This is a genomic window from Actinoplanes teichomyceticus ATCC 31121 (assembly GCF_003711105.1).
In the GTDB taxonomy this organism is placed as follows: Bacteria; Actinomycetota; Actinomycetes; order Mycobacteriales; family Micromonosporaceae; genus Actinoplanes; species Actinoplanes teichomyceticus.
This window is the reverse complement of sequence record NZ_CP023865.1, coordinates 4,306,528-4,322,923: the sequence shown is the minus strand read 5'-3', so window position 1 is coordinate 4,322,923 and position 16,396 is coordinate 4,306,528. Positions and strand designations below refer to the sequence as shown.

Here is a 16,396-nt window from a genome sequence, read left to right as displayed (position 1 = left end):
CTCCGGCTTCTACGGCGACCGCTTGTCGGCCATGCGCGAGATGCTCGAAGGCGGCCCGCTGGACTACCTGACCGGCGACTACCTGGCCGAACTGACCATGCTCATCCTCGGCCGCGACCGCCGGCGGGACCCGCGGCTCGGCTACGCCCGGACGTTCCTGCGCCAGCTCACCGAGTGCCTGGGCCTGGCCCGCTCGGCGAACGTGCGGATCGTGGCCAACGCCGGCGGCGTCAACCCGGCCGGGCTGGCCGAGGCGATCCGGGAGCTCGGTGGCGGCGTGCGGGTCGCGCACGTGGAGGGCGACGCGCTGCACTGGCCCGGAGCGCTGGGCGCCCACGCGTACCTGGGCGCGTTCGGCATCGCCGAAGCCCTGCGCCACGGCGCCGACGTGGTGGTCACCGGCCGGGTCACCGACGCCGCGCTGACCCTCGGACCGGCGGTCGCCGAGTTCGGCTGGACCCGCGAGGACCTGGACCTGCTCGCCGCCGGAACCGTCGCCGGGCACGTCCTGGAGTGCGGCACGCAGGCCACCGGCGGCAACTTCAGCGGGTTCACCACCCTGGACACCGGCCGCCCGCTCGGCTTCCCGCTCGCCGAGATCGCCGCCGACGGCACCGTGGTGATCACCAAGCATCCCGGCACCGGCGGCGCGGTCACCGTGGACACGGTCACCGCGCAGCTCGTCTACGAGATCGACACGCCTCGCTACCTCGGCCCCGACGTGGTCACCCGGCTGGACACGGTCCAGCTGGTGCAGCAGGGCGCCGACCGGGTCAAGATCTTCGGGGTACGGGGTGCGGCGCCGCCGGCCACCGCCAAGGTCGCCGTCAACCGCCCCGGCGGGCACCGGAACACCGTCACGTTCGTGCTGACCGGCCTGGACATCGAGGCGAAGGCGGCGTGGGTCCGCCGCCAGCTGGAGGCCGCCCTGGCCCGGCCGCCGGCCGTGATCACCTGGGAGCTGGCCCGCACCGACCGGCCCGATCCGGCCACCCAGGCGCAGGCGTCCGCCCTGCTGCACTGCCACGTCCAGGATTTCGACCCGGACGTGGTCGGCCGCGCGTTCAGCGGCGCCGCCGTCGAGCTGGCCCTGGCCTCCTACCCGGGCTTCCACGTCACCGCGCCGCCGGCCGCCGCCCGAGAGTTCGGCGTCCTGGAGACCGCCCACCTCCCGCAGTCCGACATCCCGCACGTCGCCGTGCTGCCCGACGGCGCCCGGATCGACATCCCGCCACCGGCCGCCGTCGCGGCGAGCGGCGACACCCCGCCACCGGCCGCCGTCGGGACGAGCGGCGACGGCCCGCCACCGGCCGCCGTCGCGGCGAGCGGCGACCTCCGGCCACCGGCCGCGGTCCGGGCAAGCGGCGGCCCTCCGGGGACGGCCGGGCCCCGGCGGGCCCACCGGCTGGCGGGCGCGCCGGCCACGCCCGCGCCGCTCGGCCGGCTGGTGCACGCGCGGTCCGGCGACAAGGGCGGGACCGCCACCATCGGCGTGTGGATCCCGGCGCGGCATCCGCGCCGGCACGACGCGTACGCCTGGCTGGCCGGCTGGCTCGACGCCGCGCGCGTGCGGCAGCTGCTGCCGGAGACCGCACCGCTGCGGGTGACCGTGCACGCGCTGCCCCACCTGGCCGCCCTGAACATCGTCGTCGACGGCCTGCTCGGCGCCGGGGTGGCCGCGTCCACCCGCAGCGACCCGCAGGCCAAGGCGGTCGGGGAGTGGCTGCGCGCCCGGGTCGCCGACATCCCCACGGAGCTGCTGACATGAGCCTGCCACCGGCGTACGCCGAGAATCGTGCCGCCATGCTGGAGCGGGTCGCCGACCTGGCGGCCCAGCACGCCCGGGCCCTCGCCGGTGGCGGGCCGGAGGCGGTCGACCGGCACCGCCGCCGCGGCCGGCTGACCGCCCGGGAACGCATCGAGCTGCTGATCGACCCGGACTCGGCGTTCCTGGAGCTGAGCACCCTGGCCGGCTGGGGCACCGAGTTCGCCGTCGGCGGCTCGGTGGTCACCGGCCTCGGCGTGATCGAGGGCGTCGAGTGCATGATCGTGGCGAACGACCCGACCGTGCGCGGCGGGGCCAGCAACCCGGTCACCCTGAAGAAGAGCTTCCGGGCCGCGCAGATCGCCGCGGAGAACCGGCTGCCCACCGTCAACCTGGTCGAGTCGGGCGGCGCCGACCTGGCCACCCAGAAGGACATCTTCATCCCGGGCGGCCGGCACTTCCGCGGTCTCACCGAGGCCAGCGCCGACCGGCGCCCCACCGTCGCGCTGGTCTTCGGCAACTCCACGGCCGGCGGCGCCTACGTCCCCGGGCTCAGCGACCACGTGGTGATGGTGGCCGGCCGCGCGAAGGTGTTCCTCGGCGGGCCGCCGCTGGTGAGGATGGCCACCGGTGAGGAGTCGGACGACGAGTCGCTCGGCGGCGCGCAGATGCACGCGCGCACCTCCGGACTGGCCGATCACCTCGCCGCCGACGAGCACGACGCGATCCGGATCGGCCGGCGCATCGTCGGCCGGTTCAACTGGCGCAAGCTCGGGCCGGCGCCCCGCGCCGGGTACGCCGAGCCCGCGCTCGACCCGGAGGAGCTGCTCGGCATCGTGCCGGCCGACCTGAGGGTGCCGTTCGACCCGCGCGAGGTGATCGGCCGGATCGTCGACGGCAGCGAGTTCGACGAGTTCAAGCCGCTCTACGGGCCGAGCCTGGTGACCGGCTGGGCGCGTCTGCACGGCTACCCGATCGGCATCCTGGCCAACGCGCACGGGGTGCTGTTCAGCCCGGAGGCGCAGAAGGCCGCCCAGTTCATCCAGCTGGCCAACCAGACCGACACCCCGCTGCTGTTCCTGCACAACACCACCGGTTACATGGTCGGCAGGCAGTACGAGCAGGGCGGCATCATCAAGCACGGCGCCCAGATGATCAATGCGGTGTCCAACTCGGCGGTCCCGCACCTGTCGATCGTGATGGGCGCGTCCTACGGGGCCGGCAACTACGGGATGAGCGGCCGGGCGTACGACCCGCGGTTCCTGTTCAGCTGGGTCGGCGCGAAGTCCGCGGTGATGGGCCCGGCCCAGCTGGCCGGGGTGGTCTCGATCGTGTCGCGGCAGGCCGCCGCCGCGGCCGGGCGGCCGTTCGACGAGGAGGCCGACGCGCGGACCCGGGCGGCGATCGAGGAGCAGATCGAGCGGGAGTCGCTGGCGTACCGCACCTCCGGGATGCTCTACGACGACGGGGTCATCGACCCGCGCGACACCCGTACCGTGCTCGGCATCTGCCTGTCCGTCATCCACAACGCGCCGGTCCGGGGCGCCCGCGGTTACGGAGTGTTCCGCCTGTGATGATCCACCGTCTGCTGGTCGCCAACCGGGGTGAGATCGCCCGCCGGATCTTCCGGACCTGCCGCGCGCTCGGCATCGCGACGGTCGCCGTCCACACCGACCCGGACCGGGACCTGCCGCACGTCACCGAGGCGGACGTCGCGGTCCGGGTGGAGTCGTACCTGGACGCGGCGGGGATCGTCGCGGCGGCGCGGCGCACCGGCGCCGACGCGATCCACCCCGGATACGGGTTCCTGTCGGAGAACGCCGGCTTCGCCCGGGACGTGCCGGCCGCCGGGCTGATCTGGATCGGTCCGAACCCGGAGGCGATCGAGGCGATGGGCGACAAGATCCGCGCCAAGGAGCTGGTCGCCCGCGCCGGGGTCCCGGTGCTCTCCGGCGACCGGACGTTCCCGCTGCTGATCAAGGCGGCGGCCGGCGGGGGCGGGCGCGGTATGCGGGTGGTGACCGACCCGCAGGCGCTGGGCCCGGCGTTGCGCGCCGCGCGGGCCGAGGCGGCCGCCGCGTTCGGCGACGGCGCGGTCTTCACCGAGCCGTACCTGCCCGCGGCCCGGCATGTCGAGGTGCAGGTCCTCGGCGACGCGGGCGGCCGGATCTGGATCCTCGGCGACCGGGACTGCTCGATCCAGCGGCGGCACCAGAAGATCGTCGAGGAGGCGCCGGCGCCGGGCCTGCCCGACGCGGTCCGCGCCGCGCTGCACCGGCACGCTTCGGCGGCCGCCGAAGCGGTGCGCTATCGCAGCGCCGGCACGGTCGAGTTCCTCGTCGACCGGGAGCGCATCTTCTTCCTGGAGATGAACACCCGGCTGCAGGTGGAGCATCCGGTCACCGAGGCGGTGACCGGCCTCGACCTGGTCGCCTGGCAGATCGCGATCGCCGAGGGCCGCCGGCTGCCACCGGCGCCACCGGCGATGTCCGGGCACGCCGTCGAGGTGCGGCTCTACGCCGAGGACCCGGCGGCGGGCTTCGCGCCGCAGACCGGCCGACTGCGGGCCTTCGACTTCCCGGCCCCCGGCGTACGCGTGGACTCCGGCGTGGAGCCGGGCAGCGCGGTCGGCGTCCACTACGACGCCATGCTCGCCAAGGTGGTCGCGCACGGTCCGGACCGGGACTCGGCGATCCGGCTGCTCGCCGACGCGCTGCGGCGCGCGGCGGTGCACGGCGTCACCACCAACCTCGCCCTGCTGCGCGCGATCCTCGCCGACGACGACTTCGCCGCCGGTCGGGTCGACACCGCGCTGCTGGACCGGCGGCTGCCTGCGTGGACCGGCGCCGGCACCGGCCACACGATCCGGAAAGCGGCCCTGGCGGCGGCGCTCGGCGCCGCGGTCACCGGCGCGGCCACCGCCCCGGTGCAGGCGCGGATCCCGGCGGCGTGGCGCAACGTGCCCAGCCGGGAGCGGGTGCGGACGTACCGGTGCGGCGCGACGGCGTACCAGGTGAGCTACACCTCGCGCGGCGGGCGCCTGGAGTCGTCCTGGCTGCCGGGCGTGCGGGTGGTGCGGGCGGACGCGGACGGGCGGGTCGTGCTCGACGACCACGGGGTGCGCGAGACGTACCGGGTGAGCGTGGCCGGCGGCGGCGCGGACGTGCGCGGGCCGGACGGGGCGTACGACTTCGAGGCCGTACCGGTCTTCACCGACCCGGCCGCGAGCGTCGCCGCCGGGTCGCTGCTCGCCCCGATGCCCGGCCTGGTCGTCGCCGTACCGGTGGCCGTGGGCGACCGGGTCGCGGCGGGGGATCCGGTCGTGGTCCTGGAGGCCATGAAGATGCAGCAGACGCTGACCGCGCCGGGTGCGGGGGTGGTGGCCGGGCCGATCGCGGCGGTCGGCCGGCAGGTGGCGGCGGGAGAGGTCCTCGCCGTGATCCACCCGCCCGAGGCGCGGGAGCCCGCCGATGCGCCGGAGTCGCCCGGCGCGGTGGAGCCGCCCGGCGTGCCCGCGCCCGTGGCCGTGACGCCCGTCGTCGAGCCGTCGGAGGCCGCCCCGGTCGCCGGCCGGTCGTCGGGAATCGCCGCGGCGTCCGGCGGCGTGGCTCTGGATCCGTCGTCTGGGGGATGAGTTGACCGATTTTGTCGAGTCCGCGGAACGCCGGGAACTGCGCGCTGCCGTGGCCCGCCTCGCCGGCCGCTACGGCGAGGCCTACTTCTACGCCGCCGCCCGCGACGGCCGCAAGACCACCGAGCTGTGGCGGGAGGCCGCCGCCCTGGGCTACCTCGGCGTGGCCGTCCCGGCCGAATACGGCGGCGGTGGCGGCGACATCGGCGACCTGGCCGCCGTGTGCGAGGAGTTGGCCACCGCCGGCTGTCCGCTGCTGCTCATGGTGGTGTCGCCGGCCATCGTGGGCACGATGATCGCCCGGTTCGGCACCGGCGAGCAGAGGCGGCGCTGGCTGCCGGGCCTGGCCGACGGCACCGCGACGTACGTCTTCGGGATCACCGAACCGGACGCCGGATCCAACACCCACCGGATCGCCACGCGGGCCCGCCGGGACGGCGACGGGTGGGTGCTCGGCGGGACCAAGACGTACATCAGTGGGGTGGACGAGGCCTCGCACGTGCTGGTGGTGGCCCGGGCCGGCGACCGCCCGGCGCTGTTCATGGTCCCGGTCGGCGCGCCCGGCTTCACCCACCGCCGGATCGACATGGGCCTGGTCGCGCCGGAGGACCAGTTCACCCTGTTCCTGGACGACGTGCGGCTGCCGGCCGACGCCCTGATCGGCGACCCGGAGGCCGGATTCGATCAGCTGTTCGCCGGCCTCAACCCGGAACGCATCATGGCCGCGTCGTCGGCGACCGGCATGGCGCGCTGGGCGTTGCGCAAGGCGGTGCGGTACGCGGGGGAGCGCGCCGTCTGGGGCGTCCCGATCGGCGCGCACCAGGCGATCAGCCACCCGCTGGCGAAGCTGCACGTGGAGATCGAGGCGGCCCGCCTGCTCACCCAGAAGGCCGCGGCGCTGCACGCCGCCGGGGACCTGAAGGCGGCCGGGGAGGCGGCGAACATGGCCAAGTACGCGGCCGGCGAGGTGGTCTGCGCCGCGGTCGACCAGGCCATCCAGACCCACGGCGGCAACGGCCTGGCCAGCGAGTACGGCCTGGTCCAGGCGCTGGCCACGGCCCGGCTGACCCGGATGGCCCCGGTCAGCCGGGAGATGGCGCTGAACTTCGTCGCCCAGTTCTCGCTGGGCCTGCCGCGCTCCTACTGATCCCGACGCGCGGGCGACGCGAAGACCGGCTCTCGCCACGGCCTCGATTCCCGGCGCGCGTGGGTGGCGCTCGCGTCCGCACGACGGTGGCGCACAGGCCGGCCTCGGGTGAGAACCGCCGCCCGCCGGGGTATCTGAGGATCATGGCTGCCAAGAAGACCACCGCGCTCGACGCCGCCGCCCGCGACGCGATGCCGGACAGCGAGTTCGCCTTCCCCCGGCTGCGCAAGGAGCCGCTGCACGACGCGAGCCACGTGCGCAACGCGATCGCCCGCTTCGACCAGGTCCGTGACGCCACCGACGCCGAGCGTGACGAGGCGTTCCGCCGTATCCAGCGGGCCGCCCGCCGGCTCGGCGTCCAGATGACCGAGACCAGCTGGCGCGAGCTGGGCAAACCCACCAAGCGCATGAAATCGTCCAGCAAACCGCGCGACCCGGGCGTCGCACGGTCCGGGCGGACGAAGGCCGAGCTGTACGCCGAAGCCCGCGACCGCGGCGTCGCCGGCCGCTCCACGATGACCAAGGCCGAGCTGGTCCGCGCCCTCCAGAAGCGCTGATCATGGCCGTGCTGACCGTCAACGCCGGCTCCAACAGCCTGCACCTGGTCCTTGTCGACGGTGACCGGGTGCTCGATCGGTGCGACCTGGCCGACCCGCCCGGCGCCGCGCCCGCCACCGAGGCGGTGCGCGCCTTCGTCAGCGGCCGGGACGCCCCGGCCGCGGTCGCGCACCGCCTGGTGCACGGCGGGGACCTGGTGCGCCGGCCCACGATCGTCGACGACGAGCTGCGCGCCGGGCTGGACCGGGTGGCCGACCTCGCGCCGCTGCACGTGCCACCCGCGCTCACCCTGCTCGACACGCTGCGCGAGCTGCTGCCCGACGTGCCGCACGTGGTCTGCCCGGACGACGCCTTCCACGCCGGCCTGCCCGCGCACGCCGCCACGTACCCGCTGCCCGCGCGGTGGCGCGAGCGGTGGGGGCTGCGCCGGCACGGCTTCCACGGACTGTCCTACGCGTACGCCACCGTCCGGGCCGCCGAACTGCTGCAGCGCCCGGTCGACCGGCTGCAGATGGTGCTCGCCCACCTGGGCGGCGGCGCGTCGGTCTGCGCGGTCCGCGACGGCCGCAGCGTGGACACCTCGATGGGCTTCACCCCGCTCGACGGCGTCCCGATGAGCAAACGCTCCGGCGCGGTGGACCCGGGCATGCTGCTGTGGCTGCTCGACGGCCGCTTGACGCTGGACGAGCTGACCGACGGGCTGTACCACCACTCCGGGCTGCTCGGCCTCTCCGGCGGCCGCTCCGGCGACACCCGCGACCTGGTCGGCGACCCGGCGCTGGACGTGTTCACCCACCGGGTGCGCCGCGAGATCGCCGCCGCCGCGACGTCGCTGGACCGCCTCGACGCCGTGGTCTTCACCGGCGAGATCGGCTGGGACCAGCCGGAGGTCCGCCACGCCGTGTGCGCCGGGCTCGGGCTGCTCGGTGTACCGCTGCCGGTCACCGGCAACCGCGACGAGGACGGCCCGATCAGCCCGGCCGAGTCCCGCATCGCCGTGCTGGTCGTCGAGCCCCGCGAGGAACTACAGCTGGCCCGTGAAGCCGGCACCGCGCTGCGCGGCGATCGGGAGGACCTCGCCCGTCCGCTCAGCCGGCGGGGTCCCGGGTCCGACAGCCGAGCGTCCCGGCGACCGCCGGCCGGGCGCTGACCGCCACCATGAGCGGGGGCGCGGTCACGGCGACCGGACGCGCGAAGGGGGAGACGCCGCGGATCCAGCCGGGTGCGCCGGTGCCGGCGGACCGCGGCGGAGCCCGCTGCCTGCTGTTCCCGGTGCAGTGGGAGGAGCCGTTCGGCATGGTGATGATCGAGGACATGGCGTGCGGCACCCCGGTGGTGGCGTTGCGGGGCGGCGCCGTGGCGGAGGTGGTCGCCGACGGCGTCACCGGGTACATCGCCGACCATCCCGCCGAGCTGCCCGAACTGCTGGGCCGTCTCGATCGTCTCGATGCGGCCGCCTGCCGCCGCCGGGTCGCCGACCTGTTCGACGTCGACCGCCTCGGTTCCGGGTACACCGCCGTCTACCGGCAGGTTCTCGAACGCCGGGCAGCCGCCGCGACGGCCCGGGTCACCGACCTCGACCAGCTGCGCCGCGACTACGGCGATCTGGATGCCGCGCGGGACCGCCGCTACCAGCGTGACCACCGGCGTTCCGGCCGGACCGGCCGGGCCCCGCTCTCCCGGCACACCGGGCGCCCCGCGGAACCGTCCGAGTCGGCGGGTGCGGCATGACGGGGCCGCTCCATGCGGGCGAGCCGACGCTCGTCGGGCAAGCGGTCACGCTGGTGGAAGGCTCGACGTTCTGTCTCTCCGACGCCGCCGGCGACGTCGATCCCGGTAACGCGCACGGCCTGTTCGTCCGGGACGCGCGGGTGTTGTCGCGGTGGCAGCTACGGCTCGACGGGCACCGGCCCCAGCCGCTGAGCGTGCTCGCGCCGGACGCGTACGCGGCGCGGTTCGTGCTGCGTCGCCCGCCGCTGGCCGGGCTGGCCGACAGCACCCTGCTGATCACGCGGGAACGCCTGGTCGGCGACGGCCTCCGGGAGACGGTCACGGTGGAGAACCTCGGCCGCGAGGCCACCACGTGCGTGCTCTCCCTCGTCGTGGAGGCGGACTTCGCCGATCTGTTCGCGGTCAAGGAGGGCCGCGCGGCCGGCGGCGGGGCGGACACCACCGTCGACGGGCAGGAGCTGCAGCTGACGGCCCGCGCCGACGGCGGGCGCCGGCTGCGGGTCACCACCTCCGGCGATCCGCTGGTCACCCCGGGTGGGTTGAGCTGGCGGATCGTCGTGCCGGCCCGGGGGCAGTGGGGCACCGAGATCGTCGCCGAGCCGATGGCGGCGGGTCGCTGGATCAGCCCCGGATTCGAACGCGGCCAGCGAATCGACCACAGTGCCGCGGCCCGCAAGCTGCAGGCGTGGCGGCAGGCGAGCACCCGCGTCGACGTCGACGACCCGGCGCTGGCGGCGGTGCTGCGCCGTACCGAGACGGATCTGGGGGCGCTGCAGATCCCGGATCCGCGGACCGGGCGTCCGTTCGTCGCGGCGGGAGCACCGTGGTTCATGACGCTGTTCGGCCGCGACAGTCTGCTCACCGCGTGGTCGGTGCTGCCGCTGGACCTCAATCTGGCGTTGGGCACGCTGCAGATGCTGGCCGCGACCCAGGGCCGCGCGGTGGACCCGGTGACCGAGGAGCAGCCGGGGCGCATCCTGCACGAGCTGCGGCTCGGCCCGGACAGCGACCGCGCTCTGGGCGGCAGTCACTACTACGGCAGCGTGGACGCCACGCCGTTGTTCGTGATGCTGCTCGCCGAGGCGTGGCGGTGGGGCGCCGACGAAGCCACGATCCGGCGGCTGCTGCCGGCCGCCGACGCCGCTCTGGAGTGGCTGGAGCGTTACGGCGACCGCGACGGTGACGGCTTCGTGGAGTACCAGCGCGCCACGGACCGGGGCCTGGCCAACCAGGGCTGGAAGGACAGCTTCGACGCGATCGCGTTCGCCGACGGCACACCGGCGCGCACGCCGATCGCGCTGTGTGAGGTGCAGGCGTACGCGTACACGGCCTGGCTGGCCCGCGCCGAGCTGGCGCAGGCGTTCGGCGACGATCAGCGGGCCGAACGGTGCCGGCGGCGGGCAGCCGAGCTGCGCACCCGGTTCACCGACCGGTTCTGGTTGCCCGACCGGGGCTGGTACGCCCTCGCCCTGGACGGGGCCAAGGCGCCGGTCGACGCGCTGACCAGCAATCCGGGTCACGCGTTGTGGGCCGGCATCGTGCCGGACGAGCACGCCGAGCGGCTGGTGCAGCGGCTGTCCGGACGCGACATGGACACCGGGTACGGGCTGCGCACCATGTCCGCGACGATGGGCGCCTACAACCCGATGAGCTACCACAACGGCTCGGTGTGGCCGCACGACACCGCGATCGTGGTCGCGGGTCTGCTGCGCTACCGGCACATCCCCGGCGCGGTGCCGCTGGCACACCGGCTGATCGGCGGCCTGCTGGATGCCGCGACCGCGTTCGGCGGCCGGCTGCCCGAGCTGTTCTGCGGTTTCGAGCGCGCCCGGTTCAGCCCACCGGTGCCCTACCCGACCTCCTGCTCACCGCAGGCATGGGCGGCCGCGGCGCCGCTGCTGCTGGTGCGCGCGGCGCTCGGGCTGGACCCCGACGTGCCCGCCAGGACCCTGCGGATGGCGCCCCGGCTGCCGCGCCAGTGGGGCCGGCTCAGCCTGGCCGAGCTGCGGCTGGGCCCGGCGACGGTACGGGTGAGCGCGGAAGGCGACCGCGCCGAGATCGAGGGTCTGCCAGCCGGCTGGAAGCGGTGAGGGCGCGTCATCGGTGAGCCGTGGTCCGCTCCGGCCCGGGGTACGCCGGACCGGAGCGGACCATCGACCGGGGCGCCAGCGTCTGCTGACCGGCGATGCCGAGCAGCGCGCCGGTGCGGGCGCCACCGCACTCGGCCGCCGCTCCAGGGAGGTGACGGCCGAGGCGCCGGCAGCCGCCCCGGTCACCGGCCGGTCGGTGGCGGCCACCGCCGCGTCACTCCACTGATCCACCGGTGTTCCGGATCATTCTCATCAGTACCTTCAGGGCCGTAACGTAATCCGCGTCGTCGATGCCCTGGTGGATGTGAGCGCGGATTTCCGGGGCGTGCTGCTTCAGGCGTACGCGAGCCTCTTCCCCGGATCCGGTGAGCCACAGCCTGCCGTCGTCGTCTCGGGTCAGCCAGCCGCGTTCCAGGAGAACCTCCGCTTCGGCCTCCAGATCGTCCTCGGCCCTCAGGTAGGACTTCATCGCCTGCCGGAGTTCCGGGACGGTCCGCCCGCCCCCGTCCGGCAGGAGATCCTCCCTGGACAGATTACGCAGCAGCCAGAACTGAGGTTGCGTGAAGCCGAACTCGACATGCCGGGCGCGCGTGTAGGCGATAAGCGACTCATAGGCCACCCCGGTCCAATAGGCGGCGGGCTGAGCTGCGAGATCGGTGTCAGACCATTGCTGGGTCGCCATGTGTCCACCTTCGGTGCGAACGATCGGGGAAGGCCACGATAGAACCTCAACCCAGGTTCATATCCAGAGCGCGATCAAGGGGTTCCGCGACTCGGCGCGGCCCGGCCCGCGGGGTTGTTCTCCCGGTGATGGAGGCGACGCCATTCCCGGGCGCTCATGCCGAATGCGGCGCGGAAGCGGCGGCTGAAATGGGTCGTGTCGGTGAATCCCCAGCGGTGGGCGATCGCGCCGATCGGCTGCCGGCCCGCGACGGTGAGGTCTCGGCGAGCGGCTTCGAGCCGCTCGTGCGTGATCCACTGAGTGAGGCTGAGAGCCGGGTGCTGCCACAGGTGGTAGAGGGTGCGCAAGGAGATGTCGTGCGCGGCGGCGATCCGTGCGGGCGTCAGGTCCGGTTCGCCGAGATGTTCGACGATCCAGTGACGGATGCGGGCCAGGCGGTCGTCCGGTGCGACGACGGGTTCGTCGGCCGCGGTCATGATCAGGGCCCGGACCAGGGTGGCGGTGGCGGTGCCGACCAGCGCCGCGGGCCCGGGCAGGGTGTCGAGGTCGTCGACGTCGCGGCGCAGCTGGGTGAGATGGTGGCGCAGCATCCGGTAGGTCACCGGGTCGCGGTGCAGATGGCGGGCCGCGCGCCGGATGGTTTCCACCGGCAGGCCGATCTGGGCGTGTTCGACCTGGACGGCGAACGATCCGCCGGTTCCGCTCCAGCGGTAGTCGTAGGGTGCGGTCAGGTCGACGACCATGAGGTCGCCGGGGCGGACGGTCCGTTCGACGTCGTGCTGGCGGTAGTCGCCGCGGCCCGAGGTCTGGATGGCCAGGGCGACCAGTGCGGGGGCGGCCTGACGTAGTTCGGCGGGCCCGCGGGCCAGGTGCAGCCCGGAGCCTTCGTGGCTGTAGACGCTGGTGGCGGTGCCGAGCTGCCAGTACCCCAGGCGCGCTTCGGTGGGCTGTTCCAGTCGTACCGTCGCGGGCACGGTGGCTCGCCGCACGGCCTCGCGCAGGGCGTCGGCGCGGTCCTGCGGCGGTAGGTCGCGGGTGTCGAGATGGATCACCACGGGTGGCTCACGGCTCCTTGCGCCAGTCGCGGGGCGCTACCCCGAACGCCTGCCGGAAGCGGCGGGTGAAGTGGCTGGCGTCGGTGAAACCCCAGTCGTGCGCGAGCGCGGTGATCGACCGGCCGGTGGCGAGTTGGTCGCGTGCGCCGGCGAGGCGCTCCATCATGATCCACTGTTCCAGGGTGCTGCCGGTGCTGCTGGACCAGAGCGTATGCAGGTGGCGCACGGAGATGTGGTGGTGCGCGGCGATCCGGGCCGGGCTCAGGTCGGCATCGGTCAGGTGAGCGCGTACGTACGCGGTGAGCCGGGCCAGCAGCGTGTCGTGCAGCGCCTCGCGTCTGCCGGTGTCGCCCTGGGCGGCGAGGATGAACGATCGGGCCAGGTCGGCGGAGGCCGCGCCGATCGCCGCGGCGGCCGGCGACATCGACAGCTGCTCGGCGTGGTGCAGGACGTAGGTGAAGTGTTGCCGGGCGAGGCCGAGCAGGGGGTTGCTCAGGAAGTCCCGGCCGGCCCGGCGGATCTGGTCGACCGTCACCCCGAGCGAGCTGATGTCGAAGCCGACCGACCGGGTGCCGCCGTCCCGCGCTCGGTGGTACTCGTACTCCCCGGTGAGGTCGGTCATCATCAGGTCACCGTGGCCGAGTACCCGCTCGTCACCGAATCCGCGGGTGCGGCCCGGTGCCGTGTGCTGGACAGCGAAGCTGAGCTGCTCGGGTGTACCGAGCCGGACGTGCCGGGCGGTCTGGGTCATCCGCATCCCGGTGCCGTGATAGGAGAACGTGTGCACCGCGGTGCCCAGCGGCCAGAACTCCAGGTGGGCGCGGACCGGTGACTCCGGTTGCTCCAGGGTCAGGTCCATGCGGCCGCAGGACATCGCCATGGTGGTGACGATCGCCTCGCGACAGTCCCGGGCGGCAAGACCGGCCGTGCTGAGAACGATGGGCATGCCGGCAATGTAGACGAACGCTCCTAGCTGCGAAAACCCCCTTTCGCCCGTGCACGCTCAGCCAACTTCCGTGCGCTCTGGTACATGTGTGGGAGCGCTTTGCTGCCTAGCGTTCTGGTGGACGGCCGGGGGTGGTCGTCGGGATGGGACACCCGTCCGTGGTGACGCCCATCCCGTCACGCCGTTCTAGGAGAGCCACCGTGTCCGGACCCCTGCTCGAAGCCGCCGCGCAGGCTTTCGTCGAGGCGGCGGCGGATCCGCCGTACCTTTTCGATCCAGGCCCGACCGAGGGGCCGCAGGACCGTCGACGAGGTGCGGAGTCCCGAGGCGCCGGTGGTCCTCTACCTCCACGGCGCCGGCTGGGCGTTCGGCAGCAACCACACGCACTGCCCGTCACCGCCGTGGGCTACCGGGGCGTCATCCACGACCTCGTGATGCTCAACGCCGTGCGCGAGACCCGCGCCGCCGAGGCCGCCATCACCCAGGCGATCGCGTTCCCGCGCGCCGTTCTCAACGAGAGGTGAGCATGTCCCTGCAGACCGATCTGGACCGGGTAGAGGCGGCCAACGCCGGCGGCAAGCCGCCGGTGGTGTTCATCCACGGGCTGTGGTTGCTGCCGTCGAGCTGGCAGCGGTGGGCCGAGGTGTTCGCCGCCGCCGGGTACGCGCCGGTGGTGGCCGGCTGGCCGGACGACCCGGAGACGGTCGAGGAGGCCAACGCCCACCCGGAGGTGTTCGCCCGCAAGAGCGTCGGCCAGGTCGCCGACCACTTCTGCGATCTGATCGGCCGGCTCGACCGTAAGCCGGCCGTGGTGGGTCACTCGTTCGGCGGCCTGATCACCCAGATCGTCGCCGGGCGCGGCCTGTCCGCGGCGTCCGTCGCGATCGACCCGGCGCCGTTCCGCGGGGTGCTGCCGCTGCCGATCTCCGCCCTGCGGGTGGCGAGCGCGGTGCTCGGCAACCCGGCCAACTATCACCGGGCCGTGCCGCTGACCTACGAGCAGTTCCGGTACGGCTTCGCCAACGCCGTCACCGAGGAGGAAGCCCGCGAACTGTACGCCACCTACGCGGTGCCGGCCTCGGGCGAGCCGCTGTTCCAGGCCGCGGCCGCGAACTTCAACCCGTGGTCGGAGGCCCGGGTGGACACCGGCAACCCGGACCGCGGCCCGCTGCTGATCATCTCGGGGGAGCGGGACCACACCGTGCCGTGGTCGATCGCCAACGCCTCCTACCGGCAGCAGCGGGACAACCCCGGCGTCACCGAGATCGTCGAGATCGAGAACCGGGGCCACTCGCTGACCATCGACAGCGGCTGGCGCGAGGTCGCCGACACCGCGCTCGCCTTCGTCGAACGCTTCCACTGACCCACCGCACGGCCGCTGATCGCCACCGGCCGTGGCCACGCGGTCGTCCCCGGACACCACGGCCGAGCAACGCTCCGGCGGATTCGCCGCGAGTAAGGCATCGATGCTGATCGTTGCATCGGATAGGGTGTACGACGTGGTCCACGGACAACGGCGACCGACCGCGCGGCAGCCCCGGAAATCCGCGCCCCTGTGGCGCAACCGTGACTACAACCTCTGGTGGTCCGGCACGGCGCTGTCCCGGCTGGGCTCCAGCATCTCCGCGCTGGCGCTGCCGTTGCTGGTCCTCGCGTTCACCGGCTCCGCCGCAGCGGCCGGCCTGGTCGGCACGTGCGCGGCGGTCGGCCTGCTGGCCGGTCTGCTGCCCGCGGGCGTGGCCGCCGACCGGTACCCGCGACGCCGGCTGCTGGCCGGCGCGGCGCTGGTCCAGGCGGCCGGCGCGGCCGCGCTCTGCTCGATCGCCGCCGCCGGACGCCTGTGGTTGCCGCTGGTCACGGCTCTGGCGCTGATCCAGGGCCTGGCGTCGGCGGTCTTCAACGCGGCAGCGTCGCCGCTGGTGAAACGGATCGTCGCGGCCGAGCAGCTCAAGGCGGCGTTCACCCGGGCCGAGGCCCGTGACTACGGGGCCCAGCTGGCCGGCGCGCCGCTGGGTGGGCTGCTGTTCACGCTGGCCCGGTGGGCGCCGTTTCTCGCCGACGCGCTGTCGTTCGTGGCCGTCGCGCTGACCGCCGTCCTGCTGCGCACACCGCTGGGGCCGGACACCGGCGAACCGCCCGATCCCGCCCGGACGCCGATCCGCCGCGACCTGATGTCCGGGCTGAGCCACATCCGGCGCGGCCCCTTCCTGCGGTACGCGCTGCTCTGGTCCGCGCTGACGAACATGCTCTTCGCCGGGATCGGATTCCTCTTCGTCGTCGCGCTGCGCGAGAACGGCGCCTCGCCGTCGACGATCGGCGCCGCCGAGGCCATCGCCACGGGGTGCGGGCTGGCCGGCACGCTCGCCACCGAGTGGGTGGTCCGGCGCGTGCCCGGCGACCGGATCGTTTTGGCCGTCTCGTGGATGGTCGCGGCCGGGGTCGGCGGCCTGGTGCTGCTCGCCGACCGGCCCTGGCTCGCCGCGCTGTGCCTGGGCGTGAGCATCGCGTTCGTCACCCCGCTGAACGTGGTGTTCGCCACGCGGGTGGTGACGACGGTGCCGGACGCGATGACGGCGCGTGTGCTGACGTCGATGAACCTGGCCGCGATGGGCTTCGCCTGGCCGGCCCCGCTGCTCTGCGGGGTGCTCGCCGACGCGTACGGCGCCGACGTCCCGCTGATCGCGATCGCCGCCGGCCTGGCGGTGATGGCGGTCGTCAACCACCTGGCCCCGGCCGTACGGCAGCTGGCCGCGGAGCCGGGCGCGCGGAACCCGGCGACCGCCGGGTGAGC

Annotated in this window: 14 protein-coding genes; 11 read left to right on the top strand and 3 right to left on the bottom strand. The window is 74.2% G+C overall.

The annotated features are described in order from the left end of the window. Positions 1–31 precede the first annotated feature (31 nt). From ACTEI_RS19110 to ACTEI_RS19075, 8 genes are all read left to right on the top strand, one after another. Positions 32–1,768 (top strand): acyclic terpene utilization AtuA family protein, encoded by a 1,737-nt coding sequence (locus tag ACTEI_RS19110; protein WP_239082424.1) that lies wholly within the window; start codon positions 32–34, stop codon positions 1,766–1,768. Next, positions 1,765–3,339: an acyl-CoA carboxylase subunit beta gene (locus ACTEI_RS19105; protein ID WP_122978901.1), complete on the top strand. Its 1,575-nt coding sequence runs from the start codon at positions 1,765–1,767 to the stop codon at positions 3,337–3,339. Before ACTEI_RS19110 ends, ACTEI_RS19105 begins: the two co-directional genes overlap by 4 nt. Beyond that, entirely contained in the window at positions 3,339–5,399 is a 2,061-nt protein-coding gene (locus ACTEI_RS19100) for an ATP-binding protein (protein ID WP_244940690.1), read from the top strand. Before ACTEI_RS19105 ends, ACTEI_RS19100 begins: the two co-directional genes overlap by 1 nt. A 1-nt stretch (position 5,400) precedes the next feature. Then, positions 5,401–6,543: an acyl-CoA dehydrogenase family protein gene (locus ACTEI_RS19095; protein ID WP_122978899.1), complete on the top strand. Its 1,143-nt coding sequence runs from the start codon at positions 5,401–5,403 to the stop codon at positions 6,541–6,543. Between the two features lie 143 nt (positions 6,544–6,686). Next, the gene (locus tag ACTEI_RS19090) at positions 6,687–7,100 is read left to right on the top strand and encodes a DUF6582 domain-containing protein (RefSeq protein ID WP_122978898.1); all 414 of its coding nucleotides are present in this window, start codon (positions 6,687–6,689) and stop codon (positions 7,098–7,100) included. Positions 7,101–7,102: 2 nt separating this feature from the next. Next, complete coding sequence (locus tag ACTEI_RS19085) at positions 7,103–8,251, top strand: acetate/propionate family kinase (RefSeq protein WP_122978897.1); 1,149 nt, start codon at positions 7,103–7,105, stop codon at positions 8,249–8,251. Positions 8,252–8,331: 80 nt separating this feature from the next. After that, positions 8,332–8,832, top strand: a complete 501-nt coding sequence (locus tag ACTEI_RS39385) for a glycosyltransferase (RefSeq protein ID WP_239082418.1) — start codon at positions 8,332–8,334, stop codon at positions 8,830–8,832. Continuing rightward, positions 8,829–10,922: an amylo-alpha-1,6-glucosidase gene (locus ACTEI_RS19075; protein WP_122978895.1), complete on the top strand. Its 2,094-nt coding sequence runs from the start codon at positions 8,829–8,831 to the stop codon at positions 10,920–10,922. Before ACTEI_RS39385 ends, ACTEI_RS19075 begins: the two co-directional genes overlap by 4 nt. Positions 10,923–11,136: 214 nt before the next feature. Here the strand turns inward: ACTEI_RS19075 and ACTEI_RS19070 are convergent, their stop codons facing one another. From ACTEI_RS19070 to ACTEI_RS19060, 3 genes are all read right to left on the bottom strand, one after another. After that, positions 11,137–11,604 carry a MarR family winged helix-turn-helix transcriptional regulator gene (locus ACTEI_RS19070; RefSeq protein WP_122978894.1) on the bottom strand — a complete coding sequence of 156 codons (468 nt, stop codon included), beginning with the start codon at positions 11,602–11,604 and terminating at the stop codon, positions 11,137–11,139. 74 nt (positions 11,605–11,678) lie between these two features. Further along, positions 11,679–12,659: a helix-turn-helix domain-containing protein gene (locus tag ACTEI_RS19065; RefSeq protein WP_122978893.1), complete on the bottom strand. Its 981-nt coding sequence runs from the start codon at positions 12,657–12,659 to the stop codon at positions 11,679–11,681. 7 nt (positions 12,660–12,666) lie between these two features. Further along, a complete protein-coding gene (locus tag ACTEI_RS19060) occupies positions 12,667–13,605 on the bottom strand; it encodes a helix-turn-helix transcriptional regulator (RefSeq protein WP_122978892.1) in 939 nt (312 codons plus the stop codon). Between the two features lie 200 nt (positions 13,606–13,805). Here ACTEI_RS19060 and ACTEI_RS38440 point away from each other — a divergent pair, with 200 nt between their 5' ends. From ACTEI_RS38440 to ACTEI_RS19040, 3 genes are all read left to right on the top strand, one after another. After that, entirely contained in the window at positions 13,806–14,129 is a 324-nt protein-coding gene (locus ACTEI_RS38440) for a hypothetical protein (RefSeq protein ID WP_222942286.1), read from the top strand. A 2-nt stretch (positions 14,130–14,131) separates the two neighbouring features. Next, on the top strand, positions 14,132–14,968 hold the full coding sequence (locus tag ACTEI_RS19045; protein WP_122978891.1) for an alpha/beta hydrolase: 837 nt from the start codon (positions 14,132–14,134) through the stop codon (positions 14,966–14,968). A 136-nt stretch (positions 14,969–15,104) separates the two neighbouring features. Beyond that, positions 15,105–16,394, top strand: coding sequence for an MFS transporter (locus ACTEI_RS19040; RefSeq protein ID WP_164466018.1), 1,290 nt, complete (start codon positions 15,105–15,107; stop codon positions 16,392–16,394). The last annotated feature ends 2 nt before the right edge of the window (positions 16,395–16,396 follow it).